Genomic DNA, 25891 nt, shown 5'->3' with positions numbered 1-25891 from the left:
CCAGGTCAGCGACCAGGGCTTGCAAGAGCGCACCCGGGAAGCCAAGCAAGCCATCGCCGAAACCGCCCAGCAGATCACCCCGTCCGCCGTGGAGCTGCTCCAGGGTCTGAACGACCAGCAAGTCAAAGAGATGAATTCCGCCTTCGCCAAGGACCTGCAGGAACACCAGGAGCAATACCTCAAGCCGCCGTTGGCGCAACAGATAGAGCAGCGCAGCCAACGCATGAGCAAGCGCCTGAACGCCTGGCTCGGCTCCCTAAGCCCGAGCCAGCAGCAACGGGTGGAACAATGGTCCAGCAGCCTGGGCGAGCAGAACCAGCAGTGGATCGCCAACCGAGCCCACTGGCAGGCGCAATTCAGCGCGGCCGTGGAGCAACGGCAAAACAGCGATTTCCCACAACGTATCGAGCAATTGCTGGTACACCGCGAGAGCGTATGGACGCCGGACTATCGCCAAGCGTACGCCCACACCGAACAGGCCGCACGCAGCCTGCTGGTGGACCTGATGGCACAAAGCACCCCGGCCCAGCGTCAGCGCCTGCTGAAGAAAATCGACGGAGTGCGCAAGGACTTCGCCGAGCTCAAATGCCTGCAGAACGCCCGCCAGGGCTAGGTGCAACCTAGGCGATCTGGGCCTTGGAGGCCACCTGATCGAAGGTCGCCGGATCCAGCGCATCGGCCTGCTCATCCAGCACCTGGCGCGGGTGATCATTGCCCGGGATGCTGCTGTCGATCAGGCACAGCAGGCTGGAACCGCGGGGCGTGAGCACGAAGTTCTCGCCATTGCCCCCCTCCTCTTCCGGCCGACTTTCGATAAAGCCCCGGTCCAGCAGTAACTTTTCGTACTCGGTGGCGGTGACTTTCAGGTCATCCAGATTGCCGGTGGGCTCGCCTTCCGCCGCCTTGGCCGCCGCATGCTGCTCGGCATAGGGCCGCGGAGTGAAGCTGTGGCCGGCGCCGTTCTGCACTTCGTGCAGCAGTCGTTCGATCAGATCCCAGTTATAAGTCGTCATCCTGATTCAACCTCCAGACAAGCGAATGAAATGCCTTCACACGTTGTGACCGGCAGGCCATTCAGCCGTTCAGGAAATCCACCCCAGGCCGCCGCCCCCTGATCGGAAAACCGCTGGGCGGTTTGTCGATCCACTCCAGCGCCAAACGACTAGCGTGTGTAAGACCCATCGCCCCCACTGCCTTGAGGAGAGATGTCATGTCCGTTACCGAGCATCCCGTGGTCTCCCGGGAACAATGGCTGCAAGCCCGCAAACAGCACCTGATCCACGAAAAGGCCTTTACCCGCCAGCGCGACCAGCTCAGCGCCGAACGCCGGGCGCTGCCCTGGGTAAAAATCGACAAGCCCTATCAGTTTCATGGCCCCGATGGCCCGCTGGGCCTGGCCGATCTGTTTGGCGACCACAGCCAACTGCTGGTCTACCACTTCATGTTTGCCGAAGGTTGGGAGGAAGGCTGCAAGGGCTGCTCGTTCGTCGCCGACCACTTCGATGGCGCCAACCAGCACCTGGCCCACCACGATGTAGCGCTGGTGGCCATCTCCCACGCCCCTTATGCCGAGTTCCAGGCCTTTCGCCAGCGCATGGGTTGGCATTTCGATTGGTACTCCAGCGCCGGCGACGACTTCAACCAGGACTTCGGCGTCAGCCTCAGCGCCGAGCAACTGGCCCAGGGCACTGCCAGCTACAACTACGAACAGGCCAGTGGCGATGAGCAGGAGTTGCCCGGGCTCAGCGTGTTCTACCGCAACCCGCAAGGTGAGATATTCCACACCTATTCCACCTATGCCCGCGGGCTGGACCTGTTGCTGGGGGCCTACAACTTCCTCGACCTGACGCCCAAGGGGCGCAACGAAGAGCAGATCATGGGCTGGGTCCGGCACCACGATCGCTACCAGGCAACGCCCCAGGGCAAGAGCAGCAGTTGCTGTTGTGACGATTGAGAACCTGTTCGCCGGCAGAACCTGCCGCAGGAGCCAGCTTGCCGGCGAATCGCACTCACAAACGGCACAAATCTGCGGCAGACTGTGACGACCCACCCAGCCAACTAAGCTGTAGACATGAGCGCCGCCTATCACAGCCTCCACGAATACACCCTGCGCATGAGCCGGGTGCTGGAGCATATCGACCAACACCTGGACCAACCCCTGGAGCTGGCGGACCTGGCGCGGGTCGCACATTTCTCGCCCTACCACTTCCACCGCCTGTTCAGCGCCTGGGTCGGCGAGCCCCTGGGTGCCTACCTGCGCCGCCGACGCCTGGCCTGCGGCGCCTACCTCATGGCCAGCCGCCCCTCGGCCTCAGTGCTGGAAATTGCCCTGGAAGTCGGCTTCGGCTCCGGCGAGGCATTTTCCCGGGCCTTCAAACAGCACTTCTCGGTCTCCCCCAGCACCTGGCGCGATACCGAGCCCAAACGCTGGCACCGCCGCCTGGACGACATCCGCGAACGCCGCCTGCGTGAATTGCGCAATCCTGATCAGACCCACATCCCCGCCTTCGACGATCCTGACGCCTTCATTCACCTGAAGGAAACCGCGATGAAGGTCACCCTGCAGCAACTACCCGCCACCCGCGTGGCCTACCTGCGCTACATCGGCGCCTACGGCCCGGGCATTGGCATTTTCTGGCGCGAAACCGCCGCGCCGTGGATGCTCGAACACCAGCTGTTCAACCGCGTGCGCTACGGCATCGGCCACGACGACCCGGACCTCACCCCCGCCGACAAATGCCGCTACGACGCCTGCGTGGAAGTGCCCGAAGACTTCAAGGCCAGCGCCCCCGCGGTCGTCACCACCCTGCCCGGCGGCCTCTACGCCGTGGCCCACTACCGCGGCCTGGGCCCGGCTATCGCCGACGCCTGGATCGAACTATGCCGCGACTGGCTGCCCAAGAGCGGCCTGCAATTCGACCCGCGCCCGGCCTTCGAACGCTACCCGGCGGATGCCTTCTACGACGTCAAGACCGGGGAGCTGGAGTGTGAGATCTGCATTCCGGTGAAAAAGCTATAACCCAAAAAGCACGTTGATCCCCCTGTAGGAGCGAGCTCGCTCCTACAATCCCTCCACACACTCACTCAACGAGAAGGAATGGCCGTGATATCGCGAACGATGAACCTCGGCAGAGCACGAATGTAGAAGTTCTCCACATCCGAGTTACCGCTGTTGGTGATCGCCCCCAACATGGTCTTCATATTGCGCAACTGGCCCATGGCCCCGGCAGGCTGCAAACCATCGCGCTCCTGGGCGAAATGCAACACCTCGGCGCCGTCGCGCTTGACCTGCACCTTGTAGCCAAAGTCGACACTGGCAAGGATCGTATTGTCATCGACGACCATCGACACCAGCCCGCCCTGGGAATCACTGAGGTGGCGCTTGTACACCGCATCTACATCAAGCAGGTAGTCGGCACTGTCCTTGGTGGCGGCGTAGCGATTGGCATTGCCCAACTGCCGGATCAACTCCATGCCCAGTTGCTGACGCAACTTGTCCTCGGGCAGAAAACGCTCGCTCTCGCCGACCAACTGCAGGTTGAAGGTGTCGATCCAGTAAGTGGCGGTAGCGGGAATCCGTACCAGTTTGGGCGAGATGTAATAGTCCGGGGTGGAGGCGCAACCGGCGAGCAAAGCGAGGGTGAAGAGCAGAGACAACAGACGCATGACGGATCTTCCTTGAGAGGTTTTCAACAACAACTGAGAAAAACTTAGCGACGCGTACAGACCTAATTAATCCGCTATAAAAAGAGCTCAACAAAACAACCACTACAAGAGTAAATTCAGGCCAAAATACGCCAATTTTGAAGACCATATAACAACACCAAACCCAATAATTTCCAACTATATTTTTCACCCCACAAAACTAGAGCCTCGAAAAAACCAGCTAGCTCCTCACAAAAAAACAAAAGCGTTAGGCTACTTTACCTTTTCCACAACCAAGGGCAGTTTTGGCTCAAAAATCTCCCCACTACCAAACAACACCAAGTCACAATCAAAGTTAGCGGCAAGATATATAATTTCCTCTATCAGAAATAAAGATAATCTCTCAAAACCCAAACAATATAAAGATATCATCTTCCCAAATCTCTACTCGCCCACCACCCTTACAACCAAAAACTCTTACCTCACTAGCCCACGACTAAACTTCCGAGAGCAAACGAAAAAACCCAACCAACAACAAATCAATATCTACCCTTCCTAACAAACAGTTAGAAAATCCGCCTAAAACCTCCCCTTCCCCACTATATCCAGGAATATCGCCTCACCATTTATCCACAAACATTTACTATTCTTTAATCAAAAACCAAAGCAAATTCAAAGTACCCAACAGCCATCATATCTCTCCTCTCTATTTAGGCTACGGACATCTCCAATTGCATCCAACATGTAACGCCCTTTAGAACCTTACGCAGCAACCATAACAAAAATTGTTATTATAGAAAAAAACCACCAATCAAGTTCCCCCCTCCAAAAAGTCATCTCCTTCAACATAGTCATACAACTGGATCTGCGAAAAGTCGTCATCATTAACGAATAGTAAATCGTGCCCTTCATGCTGCTGAAAAAAGGCCTGAATAATATCCCATGCACGCTTATCATTGAGCCAAGCCCTTTCCTTATCAGAGTAGACCCCCTGAACAACTAATCGCTCCCCTTCCTTCGCCAGCTTTTTTCCTAAGTTCAATGAAATTCGGCAAGTTTTGCAGCACAAATAATAATACGTACCCATTTACTTCCCTCTCACAATCGGCATTTGAATAACCCCATGTTGTGTGATTGCAAAAACCTGCTCCAACTCAGGACGCTTCGGCACCACGTTATTTAAAGCTCTATCTATATAGCCAGCAACCTGCTCAGATGACAAACTCAATGCACGCGCGTCAATCACCACCGCACTTGGAAAACCATTAAGCTGCGAACTCCCGGTACTAATATTTCGCTCAAATATTCTCTTTATACGATTATCCGTCAGCTCTGACACCGGAGCATCTGGAGTTTCAAAAGTTTTAAACTCTGCACGAAGCCTTGTGCCATCTGGCAAACGAATAGTCGCGTCACCACTTGGTGTATTAGAACCTCTCAACAGAACACTCCCCCCTCGCTCTTCGGCAAGAATATTAGCAATATCAATCTTCGGGCTCGCCACCGCTCCAAGGGAAGAACTGCTCGCATACAGATCCGTACGCGACTCCTCATCCTTGGTGATCTCATATGCCTTGCTCACATCCCGGTTCAGCCCGGCCGTTGAATCGGCCCCGGTCTCGGCATCCTTGCGCACCACGATCTCGCCCGCCCCGACGGTGGCGCGCACGATCTGCTCGCGGTTCTTCTGGTAATCCCAGCCGCTGACGCTCCAGCCGGTTTCACCTTCCTTGCCTTTACCCACTTGGCTGCTGTCTTGTGTGGTGCCACTACCGGAGCTGTAGGTGCCGCCCACGTTCAGGTAATAGCCGTGTTCCTTGTCCTGGCCGGCAATATCGCTGAAGCCCAGGGTGCCGGTGTCTAGCTTGAGGTTGCCGTTGTCGGCAAAGATCAGAGTGCCAAAGCCACTCGTTTCTCTCGCGACATATATAGAGTTAGAACTGAATCACTCATCTTTTACGCGGACACTAAGAGCAGAACTATTTAACACGAAACAACCCACTCTTCTTCCAGACAAGCAACATACAAAAAAACTTCTTAACCCCCCTAAATATCACTCTGCAATACACCACCCACGACACATACAACCTAATAACTCACACACAAAACCACTTAACTCAAAAACTCATACCGCCCACTCTAAAACACAACTAACAAATCTGAAAAAAAATTATCGTTGGACCGTAATCCTGCTCGGTATTTGAGACTTCAACAGAGAACTTCTTCTCGGGAAACTTATCTCTTAAAACCAAACGCCATGAAACTGCAAAAATATCCGCCAACTGTTCAAATATTACATCACCAACATCGCTTGCCGTTCCAGAAAAAACATCATAAAGATGAATTTGATTCATCACCCTCTCAACGGCATTGACATCACCATTCAACTGCTCGAGCCAAACATCGAATATCGCAGCGTCGTATCGACTCTCTAGAAACACCGCATCATCCCTAACAACAAAATCGGGAAACAACAATCTACAAAACAACATAACATCTTCAGGACTGCAAATTTCACTCACATAGGAAAATATATCAACTGTACTTTTTTCCGCCCACTGCGATTTCCATGACTCATATCTACTCAAGCCTACAAAAGGTTTAATTGTATTAACACTCATCATGGAACCTCGTCTGGTCTAATCGGTCTTGGGGCTAACTTCGTGGATGGTGACTGCACTCTAACAGTTCCATCAGGAAGTGTATTCCTACCATACTCTATTACATGTGGCGTCGGAACAGACAAATGAGGCTTACCTGTAACATCGACTCTTTTCAACACCATACCCACCGAATCATAAGTAGCGTAGCTAGTTATGCTCCCTTGATTATCAGCCCGATATAACACTCCATTCACGGGACCACCTTCCAATATGAAATCTCGACTAACTTGAGTCCCACCCTCAAGAGGCCCTCCAACTAAATTTCGTGCATTACGAGGAGTAATACCATTTATAGTATACATCACCCCCGGATTCAGCTTGTGCTCCGGAGTTACATAGCACCATCCTTCTGTACTCCATCCAGCTGAGTACCACCCGTATGAGGCGTTGTGATAACTCCGCCACCTTCAGCGTAGCCCCCACTGGTAGGATTCAGTCCTGATGCATCAACAATCGGATTGACCAGCTTTCGGTTTTCATCATCAAGCAGGTGAATTGGGAACGGCATAACAGTTAGCAATTCCCAGAGCGCCATTGAAACCCTTAGCCGACTCTGCACCTCCTCCGCTTTTACAGAAACACCCTGACTAGCACTTTTAACCATAGAGTTGGCGGCATTACGCATCCGCTCTTGATTTTCAGGTGTGGACGCTTGATAAGCCAGTGCACCAATCAGGGCAAGCATAACCCCCGAACTAGCGAGCCCCTGAGCGTAGTTATTTGCGCCTGCAGGAGAATCGCTGAGGCGGCCGATGAGCGCTGTCAGTTCAACTGACTTCTCAGGGCTCTGACGGGCAATTTCCTGCATGCGAGCGACGAGAAGCTTTTCCCCGTCAGATTTTGGATCTCCGAACTTCTGCTTGAGTCGAAACTCAATAGCCTCCGCACGTCTGTTCTCATCCTTACTAAAGGCTTTTAGATAGTTTTCGGTTTCTATCAGGACTCTATTAATTTCTTCGGATGTACCCTGAAGATTGTCTGGCGACGCGATTAGAACGCCCATGCTGGCCAAGAGGAGGGTTAGCTTTACCATCGTCTCCTGGCTTTTTTCCCCATACAACTCAACACTCTTCTTCCACTGCTCATACGCCTTCTTCGGGCTCGCCACCGCCCCAAGGGAAGAACTACTCGCATACAAATCCGTACGCGACTCCTCATCCTTGGTGATCTCATATGCCTTGCCCACATCCCGGTTCAGCCCGGCGGTTGAATCGGCTCCGGTTTCGGCATCCTTGCGCACCACGATCTCGCCCGCCCCGACGGTGGCGCGCACGATCTGCTCGCGGTCCTTCTGGTAATCCCAGCCGCTGACGCTCCAGCCGGTTTCACTTTCCTTGCCTTTACCCACCTGGCTGCTGTCTTGTGAGGTGCCACTACCGGAGCTGTAGGTGCCGCCCACGTTCAGGTAATAGCCGTGTTCCTTGTCCTTGCCGACGATATCGCTGAAGCCCAGCGTGCCGGTGTCCAGCTTGAGGTTGCCGTTGTCAGCAGCGATCAGCGCACCGTCGATCTGGGTGTGGTTTTCGGTGCGGATATCGACCTTATTCTTGCCAGTGATGCGGGTTTGCTCTTCAACCCAGTCGGTCTTGCCGGTGGTCTGGTCATAACCGACTGAGCCACTGAGCCCCGGAGCAGGACCAAAGGTGGCGGTGACGCTGATGTCGAATTCCTTGCCCTTGACCTTGCCGGTGTCGGCGACCGAAACGACATTTGGTCGCCTCCTACGCGCCCGATGACTTCGTCGCCACCACTATTGCAATTGGTCTCGCTGCAATTGCTCCCCCCAAACTTACAAATCACCCTTAAATTTTTCTGGCAAGTACTCTTGCCGAACCATGCCTTTGAGTAACTCTTTAAGTTCATCAAGATAGTAAGAAAGCTCTTCCCTAGACTCGCAGACTGTACTTTTCTCAATATCAGAGTCACTAAAATTCTTCATTACCATCGCTATGCTATCTGCAAAAACCATTAATTCACCCTCGGAGACGCGAAGATCATACAGCGTGACACTTGCAATGCACTCTTTGCTTAAAAGTTCCATACGTTACCACCTCACATAATTAGAAAAAATCGACTCAAATTTATCAAGCTCATCTTGCGAGGCCGGCCGCCACTGCCCCCGTAGAACCCTATCTCTTGTATTAGCTTTAGGATTATTCAATGACGTTACAACCTCACCATCAGGCTCAATAATATGAACACGATCTTTTAGCCCCTTGATTACCCATCTACCATCATCCTGAATCAAAATATCTGCAGGCCGCGCAACCTGAACATTATTTACAACAGAGCCAACCGGGCGTCCTTCTTTATTTCTGATTTTAGCATGCACACCCTGGGTAATTTTTTCACCTTGAAAGTTATAAACAACTCCTGAAGACGGAAGCTCCTCCACAGGTCGAACATAGTCGGTCTCACCTACGCCGCCAATAGGACGACCACCTGTAGTAGTTAAACTGTCCGGGCGACTACCGCCAGCATATCCTTCACTAGAAGGATTCCCTCCTGATGTATCAACAATCGGATTGACCAGCTTTCGGTTTTCATCATCAAGCAGGTGAATTGGAAACGCAGTGAGGGTTATAAACTCCCAAAGGCCGATCAAAATTTTTAGCTGCCTCTGCACCTCTTCCTTTGCAACACCACCTGCTTTTTTAGCGCTCTCAACAACCGAGTTGGCTGTGTGTCCGGGATTAGTTGACCATTACAGCGAGATGGACGTGATTTGATGAATGTAACGACGAGGCGGATGCAGGAGCAAGTGCTCCAGTAAGCAAAAAAGGCGGCGTGAAAGTTGCCCTTCTTTATCGCAATCGATCAAATATCGATCAATAGCTTAATTATTCTCTTTGACGATAGAATGACCACTACAACCAAAACGCACTACCACACATAAAATTCGCGCATTTATCCCGCACATCTTCAATCAATTCAAAACCACAACATAACCTTTCAACTCTACCTTTAGCCGCTCAAACAGATGCTCTCCTTTTTTATTAAACTCCGCCTCATCCTCCTCGCTAGAAAATCCAGAGTCAGGAGGATATTCTTCATCTAAGGTATCATCATACTTAAGTGCCCATGACATTAGATCAGCTTTGAGCTCTTGTGAAGTCGGCAACTCCTCGGGATCAACATTCCCAATAGAGTCTGGCGACAAACTCCACAATGGAAAACACTGATAGTCAGGCATCAGTTTAATAACTTTCATTCCACCCTCAAAATTAGTTACACCCTTGAGAGCAACTTTACTTTTATGATCCGATATAGATACCCTCGGCAGATCCAGGCGAGCTAATAGGCCAGTTCATTTTTTTAGCCACCCCAGCAGCAAGCCCTCTTATTTCCTCCCAGTGGACAGAGTCGTACAAAGAATTTTTAGTCCAAATCTGCGAATTAGACTCACCACTAATAGATAAAATATTCTCATCTAGATTTTGAATTGCCAATAGCGCGCCTGCTGACACCATCTCTCTAAAAACCTCAAGAGCTTCTAAGACATCCTCCCAAATTAATGCAAGCCCATCTGCAACATTAACAAAAGTTGGAAATAAACGCACCTACTCAGATGCTGGAATAGTCAAATCTTGAATTATCCATTTTAATTTTGACAACATCAAACCAACCTCCAGAAACAAGCTTTGCCTTTTCCCCAGGATTCGGCTTATACGTTGAAGGATCAACTATCTTTATAGCTCCCTCCGTTGTAGTAGAAACTTTCTAATAAGCTCCTTCATGCCGACCTCCACCAGAATTAACTTGAATCTGCGAAATTTGGGGATACCCTTTTACCTCCTCAATTCGAGTCTTGCTGAAACCAAGAGTAAATTTAGGATGAGGCTTGTTTAAGCCAATCATCCCTCAGACCCGTTAAAATATTCAGAACGTTGGAATAACTCAAAAATGGCACCAAAAGAGAAAACCCAAAAGACTCACACTCAACATCTATAGGAAGATAAAAATCAAAGTCCTCTCTTTCACTAGAGAAAAAACTTGCATTCAAATGACTTTTTATAGCAACAACCGCCTCAAAAAGAATCTTGGGAACATCATCTTTTTTCGAAATAAAAAATCCATCCATACATATATCTAAAACACCATTCTCAAGCTTTACAGAACAAAGTATCTGCCCTTCATCTGCAACCTCATAAAAATGCCCTCGGCCAGATGCATCTAGTTGCCTCATTCTTTTTTCAAGGGTACGACGAATCTTCACTTCTCAAGCCCTTTTAAGAACCCTTTTAACCCTTCTCGGGTAGCGGGGGAAACTGAAGGAAAAATTTTTCTTAACATTATCCACACTACCCGTACCCAACATCGCTCCTTCCTCAGTTGCATAGCGGCCGTTTAAAGTAATTCTCTCTGCCCCTTGAGATTGAGCATAGTCGAGCATCTGTTTCAACGGCCGACCAACTCAACAGTACCATTTGGTCCATAACCAAAATACCTCTTTGAAGCACCTACAGAAAGTCGTTAAATATTATTTAACCATTACTCAAACTAACCTTATGAGAATAGATTTTTCCTATACCACTCGCAGCATCAAAAGAAGCAGAGCTCAAGTGTTTAGAGGTATTCTTTGAACTATCTGACTCACTATACATCACCCCCGGATTCAGCTTGTACTCCAGAATCACATAGGCACCATCCTTCTGCACTCCATCCAGCTGAGTACCACCCGTATGAGGCGTTGTGATAACTCCGCCACCTTCAGCGCCCCCTCAAATGAAGGGGTGCGTGGTGATTACAGTAGAATAAAATAACAACCCCGGACCAACTAAAATCCGGTGCTGTTCATTCAAAAGATGCACTCACAACTAAAACTAGATACGCCAAAACTTTCTATAACCCATCAAAGCTTACCAATATATTTATTAAAATCTGGCACAGCCTCAAAAAGACAAATTCTATTTATAGAAATAGATAAAGAGATCCAGTCTCGATGAGTTAACCCTCCCCTCCAAATCTTCCATCAAAAACCATAGCAATCCCGATTACCCCCAGATAACGAATGAGAGTTTAGGAACGCCTCCAAGTTAAATTTTTTAACATGCTCTTTCTGCCATTCATAGGAGTCAACATCAGATAGCAGTAAAAACAAACCTCGCCTTCAGAGTCAATACCCCCCCAAAATCAATTGGTTTTACTATCACTTCTCTTGGGCTACAAGGTCGAAGTAAGCTTATATCTATAGATGCCTGACTGCTCATATTGATACTCTTTAAACGGTATATCTTTTGAGTCAACCATGACTTAACATGTTGATGAGTTTTTGTATTTTAATGAACTTCAAAAGAAGCGCCGCTACCCTTAGCTATTCGAGCATGCGCACCAATATCAGACTTAAACTTTTCAAATCCTTTAGAAGCTGCCTGGACATGATCTTCCCAATATCGGCCTGATTTAGCTTCGTACCAAGTAGAGTTATTCGCTCCATATGCTCCGTCAAACTCTCGTCCCTTCGTCGAAAAACTTGGCTTCCCACCTAATTCTTTATGAAGGTATATTTCAAAGCCCTTACTTATTAAACCTTTAGCTAGTTCTTTTTCCGCAACTTCACTGAGAACAACTAACTATTCTTGAGCATATGACACTGGGGCAGAATCAAAGCCGTTCCAAAACACCCATAATCTTCCACAACGAGAACACTTGAGGGCACTATTCATCTCTCGATAAATCGCCTCCAAACCCACCCGCCCTTGGAACCTGTCAAAGTTCTCATCTGAAATCAAAAGTCATTCAATTGGATTCGGCATCTCACCAAAACTTAACTTATTACCACATTTACAGAGCATTGATGGCATTTCACTTACCTATGATAGCGATGTAATTAATTTTTTCGCCCCTGAACCATTAACTCTCCGCAGAACATCTCCCAACTGCTCTCTAGTAACGGTGCTTCTAGATAAATCTAGAACAACCCCCTCAGCTTGCGTATTTTTCTTTGCTATCGCAGAAATTATTCTGTCCGCATTACCCGTTGCAGGGGTATATACATCATAGCTAACACCATTAACTAGAAGATCTGAAGTTTTCCCTTCTGCTCTCGTACCAACAGGGCGACGCAGCTCAACTTTTTACCTTGAGCAGCCATATAGTATGCAGAATTTATCTCTGACTGAGATAAACTTCCATTTGGATCTATTCGAAGTTTACCTTTTGCAGCAACTAACTACCAATGGCCTCTCTGCGACGGTACACGACCCGCCCAAGCGCCGATAACCCCGGAAGTCTTTCGCTACCCACAATCAATTCAGAACGGCATCTCAAGCTAGAATTTTGATATGCCGTATATTGACAAACAATATCTTCAATCTCCTCGACGTCATCCTCAAGGTTCTCTTCAAGATAGAACCTCAATACCCACTCATCGCCACACCACAGCAATGCGACCACTCTAAAGTTGGCAGAGACCGCCCCTACCAACGCCTGAACAAGCATTAGCACTTGAAAGTTCCAATCTTCCAGCACAGGCTGATCACTCATTTCTGACTCCAGTTTGGATTGGTGGGGAAAATGCTCGGCTTTTTTGTTCCCTTGATAACAAATAAGTTAGTCGGCTGATCAGTTATACCAACGCCGAGATTCACGTTAGTTCCAGTAACACCCTCAAATTTAACCACTGGAAAACCTTGACCATTCTTTCCTGGGATTTTCACTTGGCCGGAGTGGTAAGCGTCAAGCACTTTTTGAGCATCTGAAACACTGTTCACGAAACCAACGCTCCCCCGCTCCTCAAGCTGCTGCGTCCCTGCAGTATGACGATTCTGCCTCTGACTTATTTTTGTTGAGACCTCAGGAAAGTCTTTAGGTGTAAGTATTCCTTTTGCCGCGACTTCACTGAGAATAACTAACTATTCTTGAGTATATGACACTGGGGCAGAATCAAAGCCGTTCCAAAACACCCATAATCTTCCACAACGAGAACACTTTAGGGCACTATTCATCTCTCGATAAATCGCCTCCAAATCCACCCCCCCTTGGAACTTGTCAAATTTCTCATCTGAAATCAAAAGCCATTCAATTGGATTCGGTATCTCACCAAAACTTAACTTATTACCACATTTACAGAGCATTGATGGCATTTCACTTACCTATGATAACGATATCATTAATTTTTTTCGCCCCTGAACCATTAACTCTCCGCAGGACATCTCCCAACTGCTCTCTGGTAACGGTGCTTCTAGATAAATCTAGAACAATCCCCTCAGCTTGCGTACTTTTCTTTGCTATCGCAGAAATTATTCGGTCCGCATTACCCGTTGTAGGGGTATATACATCATAGCTAACACCATCGACTAGAAGATCTGAAGTTTTCCCTTCTGTTCTCGTACCAACAGGGCGACGCAGCTCAACTTTTTTACCTTGAGCAGCCATATACAATATGCAGAATTTATCTCTGACTGAGAGTAGCTTCCATTTGGATCTATTCTAAGTTTACCTTTTGCAGCTAATCAGATTTTATGCCTACTTTAAATTTACACCACAATGGAAATTCGCCAGAAAACACAAAAAAATCATCAACGTATTGCAAACCCAGTACTTCTAAGCGCCGAGTAAGCTCATCCGCCGCCTCTCCTCCAAAGCAGGGCCCAAAGGAAACCACATCGGCATTTATATCAAGCGGCGCATCAAATTCAAGCAGTGCTGACAACCTATCAATATCTATAAATCTAGATATCAATTCTTGCCGACGAATAACGATCCCATATTCAACAACATTAATAAAACTCATGGCGTCACCCCTGGAATTTTTATGCTATCAGGTACATTAATCTTAACGTTATAAATAGGTTAACTCTGATTTGGCTGAAAAATCTGCCCCCACTCCGGCTTCCCGCCCTGCTTTATAGCCTTTTCTGGAACAGCAAAGTCTATACGAATAGGACCAGTCCCGCCTGGCTGAGCCGCACCTGGGGTTGTTACGTAAACACGTCCACCAGCTCCAACGCCATTGGGAATAGCCGTCCCTCCATTTTGCATCCAATAAGAAACCTCATCAGGGGAAACCCAGCGAGTTACTGGTGTATATCCAGGGGGCAATGGGCCTTCTGCTGCACCTGGACCACGGGGCGTGATAACTCTGTAATTTGGCCCAAGATCACTAATTAGTGTCGCTGGCTGAGGTGAACTAGGAAGTGCTGCTTTTGCCGCAATTACCTATATTATTTCTTATCACGCTTCCTCAAAGAGTACTCTTCCACATACTCCTTTGGCGGCAATGCCGTGCCAAAAAAATGCAGTTCGCCGGTATCTTTATCAACAAAAATCGGCCCATTCCCAACCAGTTGAAATGAAAAATCACCTGTCTCAACATACTGTTTAGAGTTGAAGCAAAATAGCCACCCATCAGGAAACCCTTCAGAGTATGTTATCACCAGCGGCATTGGAGACTTACTCAAATGATTACTGATCATCTCCATGGATTCTTCAAAAGTTATCACTAGTTAGTCCTCAAAAACTTAAACGATGTGAACTTACTTAGATCAGCAACCTTGCCTGTCTGCCCATCTAAGAATCTGATAGTACCATTCTGGTTTACGACATTGAACACATGACCAGGCTGACCAGGACCATACGAACCATACACAATACCTCGCGCACCTGAGCCAATATCAATCATTTTCTGAGAAACATTATCCGCAGATGAGACCGATACAAATCTTGTACCAAACTGCTTTTCCAGTACTGTAATTGAAACTCCATCTGTTGATTTTATCGGAAGCGCCGAAGCCGGATTTCCAGCCAGAGTTGCATCAGTCGCAACTGAACAGTTCACGCAGTTATGAGTTCGACCAGCTTCAGGAAAGCCTGGATTGACATTTTTAATCGAGCCAGCCGTTTCTTCGACCGCACCACCCGTTCCTTTTGCAGCCTGCCCCGCTGCAACTTCCCCTCGTACACCTCCCGACAAAAACTTACCTAACGCCGCAGCCAGCCCCATGCCAGTGAGCTCACCGGCCATGAACATAGCCCAAGCCTTGGTGAATTCAGTAGCAGGTTGAACACCTTCGAAACCTCGACTTCGAGCAAGATCCAGCTTTGCCTGAGCTATTTCATCAGCAGTTGCTCCTTGCTGCTGCATGCTCTCCGTGAGTGTAGTGACTGCCTGTCCATACTCTGCCAAACCTGGAGGCAGGTGTTCAAAGAAGTTGTACTGCGTAGCATTCCCCGCCACCCAGGCGCCAGTCTGCATGGCTTTCTCGTCCCCGCCTTGCGCGGCGGCGGCCAGCACACCGAGCACTTGCGAGTTCATCACAAGTAGCTTTTTTCTCTCATCGTAGGACATCTGCCTGTATTGATCCCACAGCGAGCCAACCAGTGCCTCGTTCACTCCAGCAGCCAAGGCACCTGTCTTGAAGTCGCCGCCCGCCGCCTCCGCTGCAAGGCCGCCCATGATAGCGTGCAGACCGATCTTGGGCAGGCGGCCCTCTTTGAGGTCCCATTTTTCGGGCCCGCTCTGGTCACCAACCCAATTGAACCCTGCTGCGGTGAAGGCGTTAGCCAAGCTGGTGCGCAGGGCGTCGCTGAGTTTGGCATCGCCGCCTAACGCGCGCTCTAGCAGGACTGAGGTGCCATTTTGTAGCGCTTGGTTGGCGGCAAACTGGCCAATGCCCTGCCAGGTGTTGAGCGTGGCGCCGGTGACGGTGCCGCTATTGGCCAGTTGCCCGGCATGACCGTCAATAGCCGGAGAGGTACCTGTTGCGGTCTCGGTGCCAGTCCATTGGTCATAAAGACCAGCTGTCAGGCCGGCCGTTACGCCGGTCACAACATAACCCTTCAGTGCATCTTTCGAGGTGATGTCTTTGACTACCGCTCCAAGGTTGCCTTTGTTATTGATGGTGCTGACGGCCGTTGATCCGGCAGCGGAAGAGGCTATGGCTGTGAGTGCCACGTTTGCCCAACCAGCTGAAGTGGCCGCCGTAGTTGCTGTCGCCGCCGTACCGGCCGCCATGGCACTACCTGAACCGGCCGTAGCACTAGCTGCACTGCCAATGAGTCCGCTCGCTGCACCGGCGGTGAAGTAGGCGACGACAATAGCGATGATGATGGCTGCTCCACCGCCCAGCCCAGAGTGGCTGTATTTGAAACTGTCGTGCAGCTCTTTCACCTGCCGCCAGTCGACGTCACCACGCGCCTCCATCTCCTTGATCCAGGCCAGTTGCGGGTCGGCCTGCACCATAGCGTCGATGGCCTGACTAACGCTCTGTTGGTTGACCTGCTTGATATCGATCTTCAGCCCCTCAACGGCCTTGATCACAATATCGCCCTGGGCGATCAGTTGGCTTTGCAGCAACGTTTCATCGGTGTTGCCTTTGCCACTCATCGAGTTCCAGACGAAGCTGCTCTTGCTCTTCTCGTGGCTCTCTTGGTGTAGATCCTTGACAGCTTCGAATGTGATAGCGCCGCCGCTATCCAGGGTGATGTCCTTGCCGCTTTGCAACTTGGCGACCTGATACTTCTGGTCGTCATCGCTCTTGAGCGTCAGGTTGCCACCGGCACTGATTTCGCTGCCGATATGTGTGGTGCGGGTGACTTCGTCACGCTGGGTCTGCAGGTTGCCAAAGCCTCCCTTCTTCTTCATGTCATACAGCGAATGCTCACTGTCCTGCTCCGCCAGCAGGTTTAGTTCGCCACCAGCCACCAGATAGGCTTCATCCCCAGCCTTGACCTTGCTGGAAATCAGGGTCATGTCCTGGCCGGCCTTGAGCATCACATCCCCGCCCGCCGTCACCGTGGTGGCTTGTTGGTGGACGCGATCCTCTTCGCTCTTGGTGGTACCGGTCTTGCTGGCCCAGTGTTGTTCATTGGCGGCCGAGGCCAGGGTCAGGTGGTCCTTGGCCGTCATCGAGACGTCGCCCTTGGCGTCGATCTGGCTGGCGACGGCGGTGACGTTGCCTCCGGCCTCAATGCTCAGGTCACCGCCGCTCTCCAGGGTGGCGCCGTGCTGGGTTTTGCTCTGGTCGAGGTTGCCGATGCCGCGGTCGTTGCTGACCACTTGCTCGACGGTGTTGAGGCTGACGTTGCGACCGGCCTTGATGCGGGTGTCGCCACCGCTGTGCAGGACGCTGCCGTTGCTATCGAAGTCCCGTTCGGCATCGATGCTCAGGCTGTTGCCGGCTTCGATACGGGCGGCGCTGTCGAGGAAATCGCGGCGCTGCTCGCGGACGTAGTCTTCGCTGCTGCTCTGGTGGGTGGTCAGGGTGCGGTCGTTGATCACGTCGCCCTGGGTGGTGGTCAGGGTGACGTCGCGCCCGGCGATGATGCCGCCAGCACGGTTGACCAGGTAGTTGCCCGCGAGCAGATCCTGGCGGTTGCCCGCCTCCGCCAACCCACTATTGACCAGGTTCGCCCCCGCCACCGCCGACAGATCATTAGCCGCGCGCAGGGTGCCGACGTTGTTCAAGTCCTTGCCGGCAATCAGGCTCACGTCCTTGCCCGCGATCAGGGCGCCGTTGGGCGCCAGGCGGTTGTTGGCCTGGGCCAGGTACAGCACTGGCACCAGCACTTGTTCGCCATTCACTTCATGGCTTTCCAGCCAGACGATGTCGTGGGTCAGGGCGGCGACTTGTTCGGAAGTCAGGGTCACGCCCACCGACAGGTCAAGCTGTTGCTTGCTCTGGAGGGCGTTGTCCATCAGGTGCTTGAAAAGCTTTTCGTTGCTGTCCTGGCCGTCGATAAAGCGCTGACCGGTGCGGGCCACCATGGCTTGCTGGATGAGTTTCTGTTCGTAAAAACCGTCCCCCAGGCGTTTGGCGCTTTCGTCCGGGTTGTAGCCGAGGTGGGACAGCAGGTAGTCCGAGCTCATGAACTGCTTGAGCTGTCAGCAAGATGTTTCCAGAGGTTTTTTATCCTCTTCGTGAGTTGCTACTACTCGTCCTCCACGTTACCCTGCGGCCTTCGTAGCAAATGCTGCGATTGGACTTGGCGGTCCAAACAGATATAGGCGCGACAGCGCCCCCAATACGATTGCAGGCGCTTTTTTTGCGCCCGCATTCTCGTGTTATGGCGGGTTGCGCAGGGACTCCTTCGGGAGTGCCAGGTCCTATATCCCTGGTCCGCCAACCTTGTGCAATCCGTCACCCTTACTCTGCTTGGCGGCAGAAGGTGATGGCTCTGATTGATATAGGAGTAAGATCCATGACGACTCTGAATCGATACATGCCGATTACCGGCCATGACTGCAACATTCCCTCGCTGTTGATCGATACCCAGGCCCCCATTGACGTCCTCCACGATGCAGCGGCGTATCGCATTCGCGCCGTGACTCAACTACTTGAGAACCTCTCGGTTTCTAATGAAGCGCCCAAAGGTACAGTTGTACTGCAGGAACTGTCGCTGGTGTGCAGCATTCTGCTGCGCGATGGGTGTGATTTGATGGATGTAACAACGAGACGAATGCAGGAACAGGTGCTCCAGTAAGCCCAAAAGGGCGGCTTGAAAGTCGCCCCTTCTCTCTCAGTAGATCGGATACCTATCGTTCAAAGGCTTACTTGCTTTCTTTGGCAATAGTGCCCTGACCTGCATCCTTGACTAGATAACGCCCCTCCACATCACTTAACACCTTCAAGCTGTTGCGAGCCATCATCACGCCAACTTTCACTTCTTACTTGATGTAGATAAACTTGCCTGCCTTATCAGGAAAATAACAATACGCCTCATTAATCACAAACCCACACTTATTAATTATTTCCTCTATACCATCCAACAAGCATCCTGATAGATTCAGAGAGTTGAAAAAGCTTTCAACACCCACTCAATATCAATATCACAGCCTATTTCATCAAAAACATACTCACCCATCACCTTACAAACTGAATAACCTACTTCACCACCAAAAACCTGCACCAACTCCAAACCAAAAACGAAACCCAAACAATACTTAATTAATCCCATTTAAACTCAGGACTAACAACACAATAAAGCCCAGCAGAAAGAAGAATATTTTTAACTCGCAATACATCCACAGCCTGCCCGACAAATACTAAAGAAGAATCTTTCTTTAGAATTTCCCTAGACATTATAAAATTACAGCCCACCACCTCAGATACTGCTTTTATGTGATCTTTATTCTTATAGTCACCACCACACCAAACCTCATATTTTGCTTCATCAATTTTAATACCTGAAATATTTGTCGTCACTACAGACCAGCCGCACTCAGGGCATCTTAGCCCTTTAGTGCTATTCTCATTGAAGATTTCCAGCCCCCCTCCACATCGCTCACATAACATAGAATCGAACCTCTTCATTCTGGCTTACCAGGAGTAAATATTTTAAACGTTCCTAGATTCGATAGATCAGGCAAATTCTGATTCAACGAAGACCTCGGAGCAACTACCATTTTACCGTCACCATAAGCCCAAACCAAATTAGTCGGTGCCTTCACCGCCACCCCCATTTTGTTTGCCAAATTCTGAGCGAATCCAGCGTCACAAGCTCCCGTATCACACGACAACAATCGAATTGGTTGACCATTATAATTAGGATTATTTTCGATAAGCTTTGAAACTACTCTTTGATCAGCCATAACCGTGCCATTAGGTGTAACAATTTCTATTTTCTGTTTACTTCCATGAGCTACCACATCAAAAAAGCCGTCAGCATCAATATCAGATCTCTTAGAAGCATTTTTGAAGAACTGATCAGCGTCACCCATAAAATTAATTGGTCCGGGAGTCACCTTACCTGTTGAGACACCTATCTCTTTTGCAGCGTTGGCACCAGCTTGCTCCTTAAGTAAAACAGAAGCTCCCGTCCCATTCGCGAGCTTAGCCGCGCCCTTGAAGAGGACAATCTCAAGCGCCGCCCTAGCCGCAGCAGTCCCATAGTCGCGCATCGGGCTGACATCGCCAGGATAGTTCTCTGAGCTAAACGAATTGAGGACTTTACTGCCTTGAGTGTATTCGTACGGAGCAAACAACTGGCCCGTCGCCTGCCATCCATCATGGAACGAGAGCGTACCCCCCAATGCAGAGAAAGTAGGCAGTGCGCAACCTAAACCCGTGACGCAGGCCGGAGTAGTCAATATCGCACCGCCGAATCCGGCAGCTGCACCAACCGCTCCCAAGACTGCTCGGCTAGCATTACCTGAGCGACTAAGCTCTTTGTCGTTTCTTAGAAGTTCATCATTCGCCTTGTCCCATGCTCCATACTCATCAAAAGCTCCGGTGCCCATGAGCTTGGCTTGCGCATCCTTGAAGTTACGCCCATCCGCCTCAAGCTGTGCAACGGCGTTATACAAGGGATCATCAGGAGGAACCGAAGACAAGCAGTTTACCAAGGCACAGGCAGCGGCCCGAAGCTGGTAGGCATTCTCTGGGTCTTCGCGCTGTAGTTCCTCAAGGGCAAGGGTTTCTTTCTGGTGCAGTTGGCGATTGTATTCATCGGCCATCTGCGCAACCCATGAAGCCTTGTTGACATCACCTCCAGCAGCACCCGCTACCGCCAATCCAACAATTTGTGAGAATCCCTGCCTCAAAGCAGGCTGCTGATCAAAGATGTCATTCAACACTTGCGCCATGGCCTGACTGGCGCCAGCGGCGATAGCTCCTGTCTTGAAGTCACCTCCTGTAGCACTAGACACCGCGCCACCAAACAAGGCATGCATCGCGACTCTGGCTGCGCCCCCCTCAGCCCACATAGCCATCCCCGTTGTATCACCAGCTTTCTTTGCAGCTTGCCAATGCTCTTGCGCATACCCCCCAACGAAGTTAAACGCAGTAGCGGCGACTACGTTTCCAGCTTGAGAAACCAGGCTTGCATTCAGGTTATGAGTAAAACTACCTCCATCAATGGCGGTTTTAATCGCCCCTGCTGCTGCCCCCTGAGCTCCCGCATGTGCTGCGAAACCACCAATACCCTCCAGTGTTCTGAGATCAAATCCTTTGGTGAGGCCATTAAAGGGTTTGGTTTGTCCCCCTAGCTGAGGATCTATAACTCCCGTGGTGAATCCAGCGGTCAGGCTCGATATTGCAGCGCCTTTCAAGCTGTCACTGCTGAAAGTTTCCTTGAACGCTGCGCCAAGATTGCCCTTGTTGTTGATGACACTTACAGCCCCGGTGCTGGCCATTGAAGTCAGGCCGGCCGTAACCATGGCGTTGCCCCAACCGGCAGCAACAAAGGTGCCTGCAGAAGCCCCAACGGTGGAAACCCCGCCAGCCGCCATAACGGTGCCACTACCTGCAGAACCGGCACCCGCAAATGCCGTACCCACCGCGCCACTCGCCGCGCCTGCGGTCAAAACGGTCACGATGATAATGATGGCCAGCATCGCCCCTTGGCCAAGCCCGGAATGGCTGTATTTGTAACTGTCATGGACCTCTTTCACCCTGCGCCAGTCCACATCGCCGCGCTTCTCGGCCTCCTTGAGCCAGGCCAGTTGCGGATCGGCTTGCACCATGGCGTCGATGGTCTGACTGATGGACTTTTGGTCGATTTGCTTGAGGTCGATCTTCAAACCATCGGTGGCTTTGATGATCAATTCGCCCTTAGCCACCAACTGACTCTGACGCAAAGTCTCATCGGTGTTGCCCTTACCCTTGGCACTGGTCCAGGCGAGGCTGTTACTGCTCTTCTCATGACTCTCTTGGTGCAGGTCCTTCACCCCTTCAAAGGTGATAGCGCCACCACTCTCCAGGGTCAGGTCCTTGCCACTCTCCAGCTTGGCGACCTGATACCTCTGGTCACCGTCACTCTTGAGCGTCAGGTTGCCACCAGCGCTGATCTCACTGCCAACATGGGTAACCCGGGTGACTTCATCGCGCTTGGTTTCCTTGCTGCCCCAGCCCCCCTTCTTCTTCATGTCATACAACGAATGCTCACTGTCCTGCTCCGCAAGCAGGTTCAGTTCGCCACCAGCCACCAGATAGGCTTCATCCCCAGCTTTGACCTTGCTGGAAATCAGGGTCATGTCCTGGCCAGACTTGAGCATCACATCCCCGCCCGCCGTCACCGTGGTGGCTTGTTGGTGGACGCGATCCTCTTCGCTCTTGGTGGTGCCGGTCTTGCTGACCCAGTGTTGTTCATTGGCGGCCGAGGCCAGGGTCAGGTGGTCCTTGGCCGTCATCGAGACGTCGCCCTTGGCGTCGATCTGGCTGGCGACGGCGGTGACGTTGCCTCCGGCCTCAATGCTCAGGTCGCCGCCGCTCTCCAGGGTGGCGCCGTGCTGGGTTTTGCTCTGGTCGAGGTTGCCAATGCCGCGGTCGTTGCTGACCACTTGCTCGACGGCGTTGAGGCTGACGTTGCGACCGGCCTTGATGCGGGTGTCGCCACCGCTGTGCAGGACGCTGCCGTTGCTATCGAAGTCCCGTTCGGCATCGATGCTCAGGCTGTTGCCGGCTTCGATACGGGCGGCGCTGTCGAGGAAATCGCGGCGCTGCTCGCGGACGTAGTCTTCGCTGCTGCTCTGGTGGGTGGTCAGGGTGCGGTCGTTGATCACGTCGCCCTGGGTGGTGGTCAGGGTGACGTCGCGCCCGGCGATGATGCCGCCAGCACGGTTGACCAGGTAGTTGCCCGCGAGCAGATCCTGGCGGTTGCCCGCCTCCGCCAACCCACTATTGACCAGGTTCGCCCCCGCCACCGCCGACAGATCATTAGCCGCGCGCAGGGTGCCGACGTTGTTCAAGTCCTTGCCGGCAATCAGGCTCACGTCCTTGCCCGCGATCAGGGCGCCGTTGGGCGCCAGGCGGTTGTTGGCCTGGGCCAGGTACAGCACTGGCACCAGCACTTGTTCGCCATTCACTTCATGGCTTTCCAGCCAGACGATGTCGTGGGTCAGGGCGGCGACTTGTTCGGAAGTCAGGGTCACGCCCACCGACAGGTCAAGCTGTTGCTTGCTCTGGAGGGCGTTGTCCATCAGGTGCTTGAAAAGCTTTTCGTTGCTGTCCTGGCCGTCGATAAAGCGCTGGCCGGTGCGGGCCACCATGGCTTGCTGGATGAGTTTCTGTTCGTAGAAACCGTCCCCAAGGCGTTTGGCGCTTTCGTCCGGGTTGTAGCCGAGGTTGGACAGCAGGTAGTCCGAGCTCATGAACTGCTTGAGGTTGGTCAGCGCCGGGTTGGTTTCGATCAGGTACTTGTGCGGCCGGGACAGGCTCGCGGCGTCCGGCAGGCCGGCGATCTGCGCAGGCGTCGGGGCCTGGGCCAAAGTGCTGCCCTGGCCGCTGAGGCGGAACAGGCCGTTGCCGCCGGTGGGCAGGGTGAAGCCCGGCAGCTCCAGGGGGTTGACCTGTTGCTGGGCCAGTTCCGGGGGCAGTTGCGGGTTGATCCGGATCGGCGTCGAGTAGCCGTTGCCAACGCCGGTGTCGGTCAGGGTCTTGCCGGCGCCGACGTACTCGTAGAAGGAGCGGATCACGCTGTTGTCGAGGGTCTGGTCAGCCTTGAGGTTGACCTTGCCACCGGCCTGGATGGTGGCGGCGAAGGATTGGTCGCCGTCCACCACCTTGCTGCTGGAGGACAGCATCACCCCGGTCCAGCCGATAAAGGCGCTGAGGTCGGAGGCGAAGCTGCTCGAAGGCGTCGGGTTGTTGCGGGCGTTGAACGCGGCGGCTAGGGCTGCGGCGGTGCCGGTTTCGTTGACGAAGCTCCAGTAGCGCCGCAGGGTGGTGATTTCCTGGGGTTGCAGGCCTTGGTTGTGAACGGTCTCGGCCTTGACGTTGAGGTCGCCGGCCGCGGTGATCAGGCTGCTGGTGTTGGTCAGTACCTGGGTGTCGATCTGCAGGTCGGCGCCGCTGTTGAGGCTGGCGGCGGCGCTGCTGTTGGTCACCCGCAGGCGGTCGGTCTCGGCCACTTCCCACAGGCCGTTGATGCGGCCACCGCCCCGGTCGTCGCAGCCGGCGACGGGAATCAGGGTGCAGGACAGGCGGGTGATGCTGGCGGCACTCTTTTCGTGCTCGGTGTACTGCAGCACGTCCATGACGTTGTTGAGGGTGCTGGCGGCGATGGTCAGCTTGCCCACGCTTTCAATATCCCCGGAGCGGTTGTCCAGCAGGTCGGCCCTGGCTTGCTGGTCGTCCTTGGCGATCAGCGCGGTGCCCAGGCTGTACACCTGGGCATAGCGGTTGGTGAAACTGTTGGTCAGCAACTGCATATTGCCGCCGCTGGAGATCAGGCCATGGTCGTTGACCAGGGTGGCGGCGTTGAGGCTCAGGTCTTCGCCGCTGCCCAGGGTGCCGAGGTTGTGGATGCTGGCGGCATTGAGCAGCAGCTTCTGGCTGGCGGTGATGCGCCCGGCGCTGTTCAGGGCACCGTCGATCGTCAGGGTGCCGTTGGCGCCACCGGCGATGCTGGCGCTGTCCGCCAGGTCCAGTTGGGCGGCATGCAGGTCCAGCTGACCAATGCTGCTCAGGCGCCCCTTGCCGCTGTAGTTGCCGTTCAGGTCGAGGTTGAGCGTGGCGTCACTGCCGATCAGGCCGTCGTTGCTCCAGTGGCTGCCGCTGCCGGTCAGGCCGGTGCCCGCCAGGAGCTGGCCGTCGGCGGTCTGGGTCAGGTGGTCGACCTTGACCAGCAACTGGTCGGCCTGGATTGCACTGCTGTTGGTCCAGCGCTCGGCCTCCAGGGTCAGTTGGCCGGCGGTCTTCAGGCGGCCGCCGACGTCTTCGAGGTTGGCCATGGAGATGCCGAACACCCCGCTGCCGCTGTGCAGCAGGCTGCCGCCGCGGTTGTTGAAGCCGCCGGCGTCGAAGGCCAGGTCGTTGTTGGCGGTTTCCAGGAAGCCGTCGCGGTTGTCGAAAGTGCCGCCGATATCGAAGCGGGTCTTGCTCGCCAGGCCCAGGGCCCGCAGTTGCCCGCGCTGGTTGTCCAGGCTGGCGGCGGCGGTGGCCAGGGTGCTGCGGCTTTCGATCAGGCCCTGGCGGTTGTCCAGGGCGCCAGCCAGTTCCAGCTCGATCTGCCGGGCGCTGATCTGGCCAGCACTGTTGTCCAGGTCCTTGGCGCTGATATGCAGCGCCTGCTGGGCGAAGAGCGCGCCGTCGCGGTTGTCGAGGCGGCCATCGGCGGCGGTTTCCAGGGTGGCGCCGCCGCTGAGGGCCGAGACCTTGCCCGCGCGGTTGTCGAGGTGGCCCGCCTTGAGCGTCAGGTCGCCCTGCTGGGCAATGATCTGCCCGCCCTGGTTGCCGACAGCGGAGGCAACTTCAAGGCCCAGGCGGGTCTTGGCCTGTAGCAGGCCCTTGGCGCTGTCCAGACGCTCGGCATTGAGTTGCAGGTCGGCTTCGCGGCTGAGGATCTCGCCGCCATCGCTGTTCTGCACTTCGCCACTGGCACTGATCAACACTGAATCATTGGCCGCGACCCGGCCCTTCTGCCGGTTGTCCAAGTGTTCGGTGAACAGCCGCAGCCACTGCTGGCTGGAAAGTTCGCCACCCTGGTTCTCAACCTTAGTGCTGCGCTTGAGCAGCAAAGGGCCCGCGGCGGACAGGGTGCCCTGGTTGTTGAGCAAGTGTCCCAGCAGTTCGAGGGTGACGCCCTGCTTGCCGGTGAAGGTGCCGTGGCTGTTGTCCAGGTCGCTGCCGATGAACTCCAGGTCGCCGGCGGCGTTGACGGTGCCGCCCTGGTTGCCCAGGGTCATGGCCCGCAGGGTCAGGGTG

23 protein-coding genes and 3 pseudogenes are annotated in these 25891 nt (G+C 52.9%); 4 read left to right on the top strand and 22 right to left on the bottom strand.

Translation table 11 applies throughout. The features are described 5' to 3' along the window. A partial coding sequence (locus tag F6S12_RS20460) for a DUF6279 family lipoprotein (RefSeq protein WP_315869274.1) occupies nt 1-613 on the top strand: 613 nt, incomplete at its 5' end. 7 nt (nt 614-620) lie between these two features. On the opposite strand, the gene F6S12_RS20455 is transcribed toward F6S12_RS20460, so the two are convergent. Then, nucleotides 621-1013: a hypothetical protein gene (locus tag F6S12_RS20455; RefSeq protein WP_011059899.1), complete on the bottom strand. Its 393-nt coding sequence runs from the start codon at nt 1011-1013 to the stop codon at nt 621-623. Between the two features lie 197 nt (nt 1014-1210). Between F6S12_RS20455 and F6S12_RS20450 the strand changes: the two genes are divergently transcribed. Beyond that, entirely contained in the window at nt 1211-1954 is a 744-nt protein-coding gene (locus F6S12_RS20450) for a DUF899 domain-containing protein (RefSeq protein WP_053149676.1), read from the top strand. Nucleotides 1955-2071: 117 nt separating this feature from the next. Further along, nucleotides 2072-3019, top strand: coding sequence for a GyrI-like domain-containing protein (locus F6S12_RS20445; protein WP_053149673.1), 948 nt, complete (start codon nt 2072-2074; stop codon nt 3017-3019). A 65-nt stretch (nt 3020-3084) separates the two neighbouring features. Here the strand turns inward: F6S12_RS20445 and F6S12_RS20440 are convergent, their stop codons facing one another. The 18 genes and pseudogenes from F6S12_RS20440 to F6S12_RS20360 all read right to left on the bottom strand — a co-directional run. Then, the gene (locus F6S12_RS20440) at nt 3085-3666 is read right to left on the bottom strand and encodes a hypothetical protein (protein ID WP_210457429.1); all 582 of its coding nucleotides are present in this window, start codon (nt 3664-3666) and stop codon (nt 3085-3087) included. A gap of 790 nt (nt 3667-4456) precedes the next feature. Beyond that, entirely contained in the window at nt 4457-4732 is a 276-nt protein-coding gene (locus F6S12_RS20435; protein ID WP_072451708.1) for a hypothetical protein, read from the bottom strand. Between the two features lie 405 nt (nt 4733-5137). Beyond that, nucleotides 5138-5545 (bottom strand): annotated as a pseudogene (locus F6S12_RS33900) (adhesin); the annotation flags it as partial. A 250-nt stretch (nt 5546-5795) separates the two neighbouring features. Further along, entirely contained in the window at nt 5796-6269 is a 474-nt protein-coding gene (locus F6S12_RS20425; RefSeq protein ID WP_246889993.1) for a hypothetical protein, read from the bottom strand. Continuing rightward, the gene (locus tag F6S12_RS33895; RefSeq protein ID WP_409999844.1) at nt 6266-6610 is read right to left on the bottom strand and encodes a polymorphic toxin type 24 domain-containing protein; all 345 of its coding nucleotides are present in this window, start codon (nt 6608-6610) and stop codon (nt 6266-6268) included. Before F6S12_RS33895 ends, F6S12_RS20425 begins: the two co-directional genes overlap by 4 nt. Before the next feature lie 785 nt (nt 6611-7395). Beyond that, a pseudogene (locus F6S12_RS33890) lies at nt 7396-8054 on the bottom strand (adhesin); the annotation flags it as partial. Between the two features lie 43 nt (nt 8055-8097). Continuing rightward, the gene (locus F6S12_RS20410) at nt 8098-8349 is read right to left on the bottom strand and encodes a hypothetical protein (RefSeq protein ID WP_315869271.1); all 252 of its coding nucleotides are present in this window, start codon (nt 8347-8349) and stop codon (nt 8098-8100) included. Nucleotides 8350-8352: 3 nt separating this feature from the next. Then, a complete protein-coding gene (locus F6S12_RS20405; protein WP_315869270.1) occupies nt 8353-8934 on the bottom strand; it encodes a hypothetical protein in 582 nt (193 codons plus the stop codon). Between the two features lie 300 nt (nt 8935-9234). Further along, nucleotides 9235-9519 carry a hypothetical protein gene (locus tag F6S12_RS20400; RefSeq protein WP_315869269.1) on the bottom strand — a complete coding sequence of 95 codons (285 nt, stop codon included), beginning with the start codon at nt 9517-9519 and terminating at the stop codon, nt 9235-9237. 43 nt (nt 9520-9562) lie between these two features. After that, nucleotides 9563-9868 (bottom strand): hypothetical protein, encoded by a 306-nt coding sequence (locus F6S12_RS20395; RefSeq protein ID WP_315869268.1) that lies wholly within the window; start codon nt 9866-9868, stop codon nt 9563-9565. A gap of 269 nt (nt 9869-10137) precedes the next feature. Beyond that, the gene (locus tag F6S12_RS20390) at nt 10138-10524 is read right to left on the bottom strand and encodes a hypothetical protein (RefSeq protein WP_145711663.1); all 387 of its coding nucleotides are present in this window, start codon (nt 10522-10524) and stop codon (nt 10138-10140) included. A 1597-nt stretch (nt 10525-12121) separates the two neighbouring features. After that, the gene (locus F6S12_RS33885) at nt 12122-12376 is read right to left on the bottom strand and encodes a hypothetical protein (protein ID WP_158498257.1); all 255 of its coding nucleotides are present in this window, start codon (nt 12374-12376) and stop codon (nt 12122-12124) included. A gap of 100 nt (nt 12377-12476) precedes the next feature. Further along, nucleotides 12477-12794: a hypothetical protein gene (locus F6S12_RS20385; protein ID WP_315869267.1), complete on the bottom strand. Its 318-nt coding sequence runs from the start codon at nt 12792-12794 to the stop codon at nt 12477-12479. Continuing rightward, on the bottom strand, nt 12791-13090 hold the full coding sequence (locus F6S12_RS20380) for a polymorphic toxin type 50 domain-containing protein (RefSeq protein WP_258718540.1): 300 nt from the start codon (nt 13088-13090) through the stop codon (nt 12791-12793). Before F6S12_RS20380 ends, F6S12_RS20385 begins: the two co-directional genes overlap by 4 nt. A gap of 304 nt (nt 13091-13394) precedes the next feature. Further along, nucleotides 13395-13685: a hypothetical protein gene (locus F6S12_RS20375; protein WP_174395874.1), complete on the bottom strand. Its 291-nt coding sequence runs from the start codon at nt 13683-13685 to the stop codon at nt 13395-13397. Between the two features lie 73 nt (nt 13686-13758). After that, nucleotides 13759-14043 carry a hypothetical protein gene (locus tag F6S12_RS20370; RefSeq protein ID WP_174395873.1) on the bottom strand — a complete coding sequence of 95 codons (285 nt, stop codon included), beginning with the start codon at nt 14041-14043 and terminating at the stop codon, nt 13759-13761. A 430-nt stretch (nt 14044-14473) separates the two neighbouring features. Continuing rightward, nucleotides 14474-14731 carry a YrhB domain-containing protein gene (locus F6S12_RS20365; protein ID WP_174395872.1) on the bottom strand — a complete coding sequence of 86 codons (258 nt, stop codon included), beginning with the start codon at nt 14729-14731 and terminating at the stop codon, nt 14474-14476. A gap of 20 nt (nt 14732-14751) precedes the next feature. Further along, nucleotides 14752-18129, bottom strand: a pseudogene (locus F6S12_RS20360) (DUF637 domain-containing protein); the annotation flags it as partial. Between the two features lie 329 nt (nt 18130-18458). Between F6S12_RS20360 and F6S12_RS20355 the strand changes: the two are divergent. Continuing rightward, the gene (locus F6S12_RS20355; protein WP_315869275.1) at nt 18459-18731 is read left to right on the top strand and encodes a hypothetical protein; all 273 of its coding nucleotides are present in this window, start codon (nt 18459-18461) and stop codon (nt 18729-18731) included. Nucleotides 18732-19034: 303 nt separating this feature from the next. Here the strand turns inward: F6S12_RS20355 and F6S12_RS20350 are convergent, their stop codons facing one another. From F6S12_RS20350 to F6S12_RS20340, 3 genes are all read right to left on the bottom strand, one after another. Next, entirely contained in the window at nt 19035-19205 is a 171-nt protein-coding gene (locus F6S12_RS20350; protein ID WP_267269554.1) for a hypothetical protein, read from the bottom strand. Further along, nucleotides 19196-19561: a hypothetical protein gene (locus F6S12_RS20345; protein WP_315869266.1), complete on the bottom strand. Its 366-nt coding sequence runs from the start codon at nt 19559-19561 to the stop codon at nt 19196-19198. The genes F6S12_RS20350 and F6S12_RS20345 overlap by 10 nt, the downstream gene beginning before the upstream one ends. Next, nucleotides 19558-25891: DUF637 domain-containing protein (locus F6S12_RS20340; protein WP_315869265.1), on the bottom strand; the 6334-nt coding region annotated here is incomplete at its 5' end. The genes F6S12_RS20340 and F6S12_RS20345, both read right to left, overlap by 4 nt.

Source organism: Pseudomonas sp. JV245A (assembly GCF_032424515.1).
In the GTDB taxonomy this organism is placed as follows: Bacteria; Pseudomonadota; Gammaproteobacteria; order Pseudomonadales; family Pseudomonadaceae; genus Aquipseudomonas; species Aquipseudomonas protegens.
The sequence above is the reverse complement of the archived record's forward strand: the minus strand, read 5'-3'. Positions and strand labels throughout refer to the sequence as shown.

Bases quoted from the DNA above. Each gene is read 5' to 3' on its own strand.
- F6S12_RS20440 (WP_210457429.1), bottom strand. From the start codon at position 3,666: ATGCGTCTGTTGTCTCTGCTCTTCACCCTCGCTTTGCTCGCCGGTTGC.
- F6S12_RS20435 (WP_072451708.1), bottom strand. From the start codon at position 4,732: ATGGGTACGTATTATTATTTGTGCTGCAAAACTTGCCGAATTTCATTG.
- F6S12_RS20445 (WP_053149673.1), top strand. From the start codon at position 2,072: ATGAGCGCCGCCTATCACAGCCTCCACGAATACACCCTGCGCATGAGC.
- F6S12_RS20400 (WP_315869269.1), bottom strand. From the start codon at position 9,519: ATGAAAGTTATTAAACTGATGCCTGACTATCAGTGTTTTCCATTGTGG.
- F6S12_RS20375 (WP_174395874.1), bottom strand. From the start codon at position 13,685: ATGGCTGCTCAAGGTAAAAAAGTTGAGCTGCGTCGCCCTGTTGGTACG.
- F6S12_RS20385 (WP_315869267.1), bottom strand. From the start codon at position 12,794: ATGAGTGATCAGCCTGTGCTGGAAGATTGGAACTTTCAAGTGCTAATG.
- F6S12_RS20370 (WP_174395873.1), bottom strand. From the start codon at position 14,043: ATGAGTTTTATTAATGTTGTTGAATATGGGATCGTTATTCGTCGGCAA.
- F6S12_RS20345 (WP_315869266.1), bottom strand. From the start codon at position 19,561: ATGAAGAGGTTCGATTCTATGTTATGTGAGCGATGTGGAGGGGGGCTG.
- F6S12_RS20425 (WP_246889993.1), bottom strand. From the start codon at position 6,269: ATGATGAGTGTTAATACAATTAAACCTTTTGTAGGCTTGAGTAGATAT.
- F6S12_RS20450 (WP_053149676.1), top strand. From the start codon at position 1,211: ATGTCCGTTACCGAGCATCCCGTGGTCTCCCGGGAACAATGGCTGCAA.
- F6S12_RS20455 (WP_011059899.1), bottom strand. From the start codon at position 1,013: ATGACGACTTATAACTGGGATCTGATCGAACGACTGCTGCACGAAGTG.
- F6S12_RS20365 (WP_174395872.1), bottom strand. From the start codon at position 14,731: ATGGAGATGATCAGTAATCATTTGAGTAAGTCTCCAATGCCGCTGGTG.
- F6S12_RS20350 (WP_267269554.1), bottom strand. From the start codon at position 19,205: ATGGGATTAATTAAGTATTGTTTGGGTTTCGTTTTTGGTTTGGAGTTG.
- F6S12_RS33895 (WP_409999844.1), bottom strand. From the start codon at position 6,610: ATGTATACTATAAATGGTATTACTCCTCGTAATGCACGAAATTTAGTT.
- F6S12_RS20410 (WP_315869271.1), bottom strand. From the start codon at position 8,349: ATGGAACTTTTAAGCAAAGAGTGCATTGCAAGTGTCACGCTGTATGAT.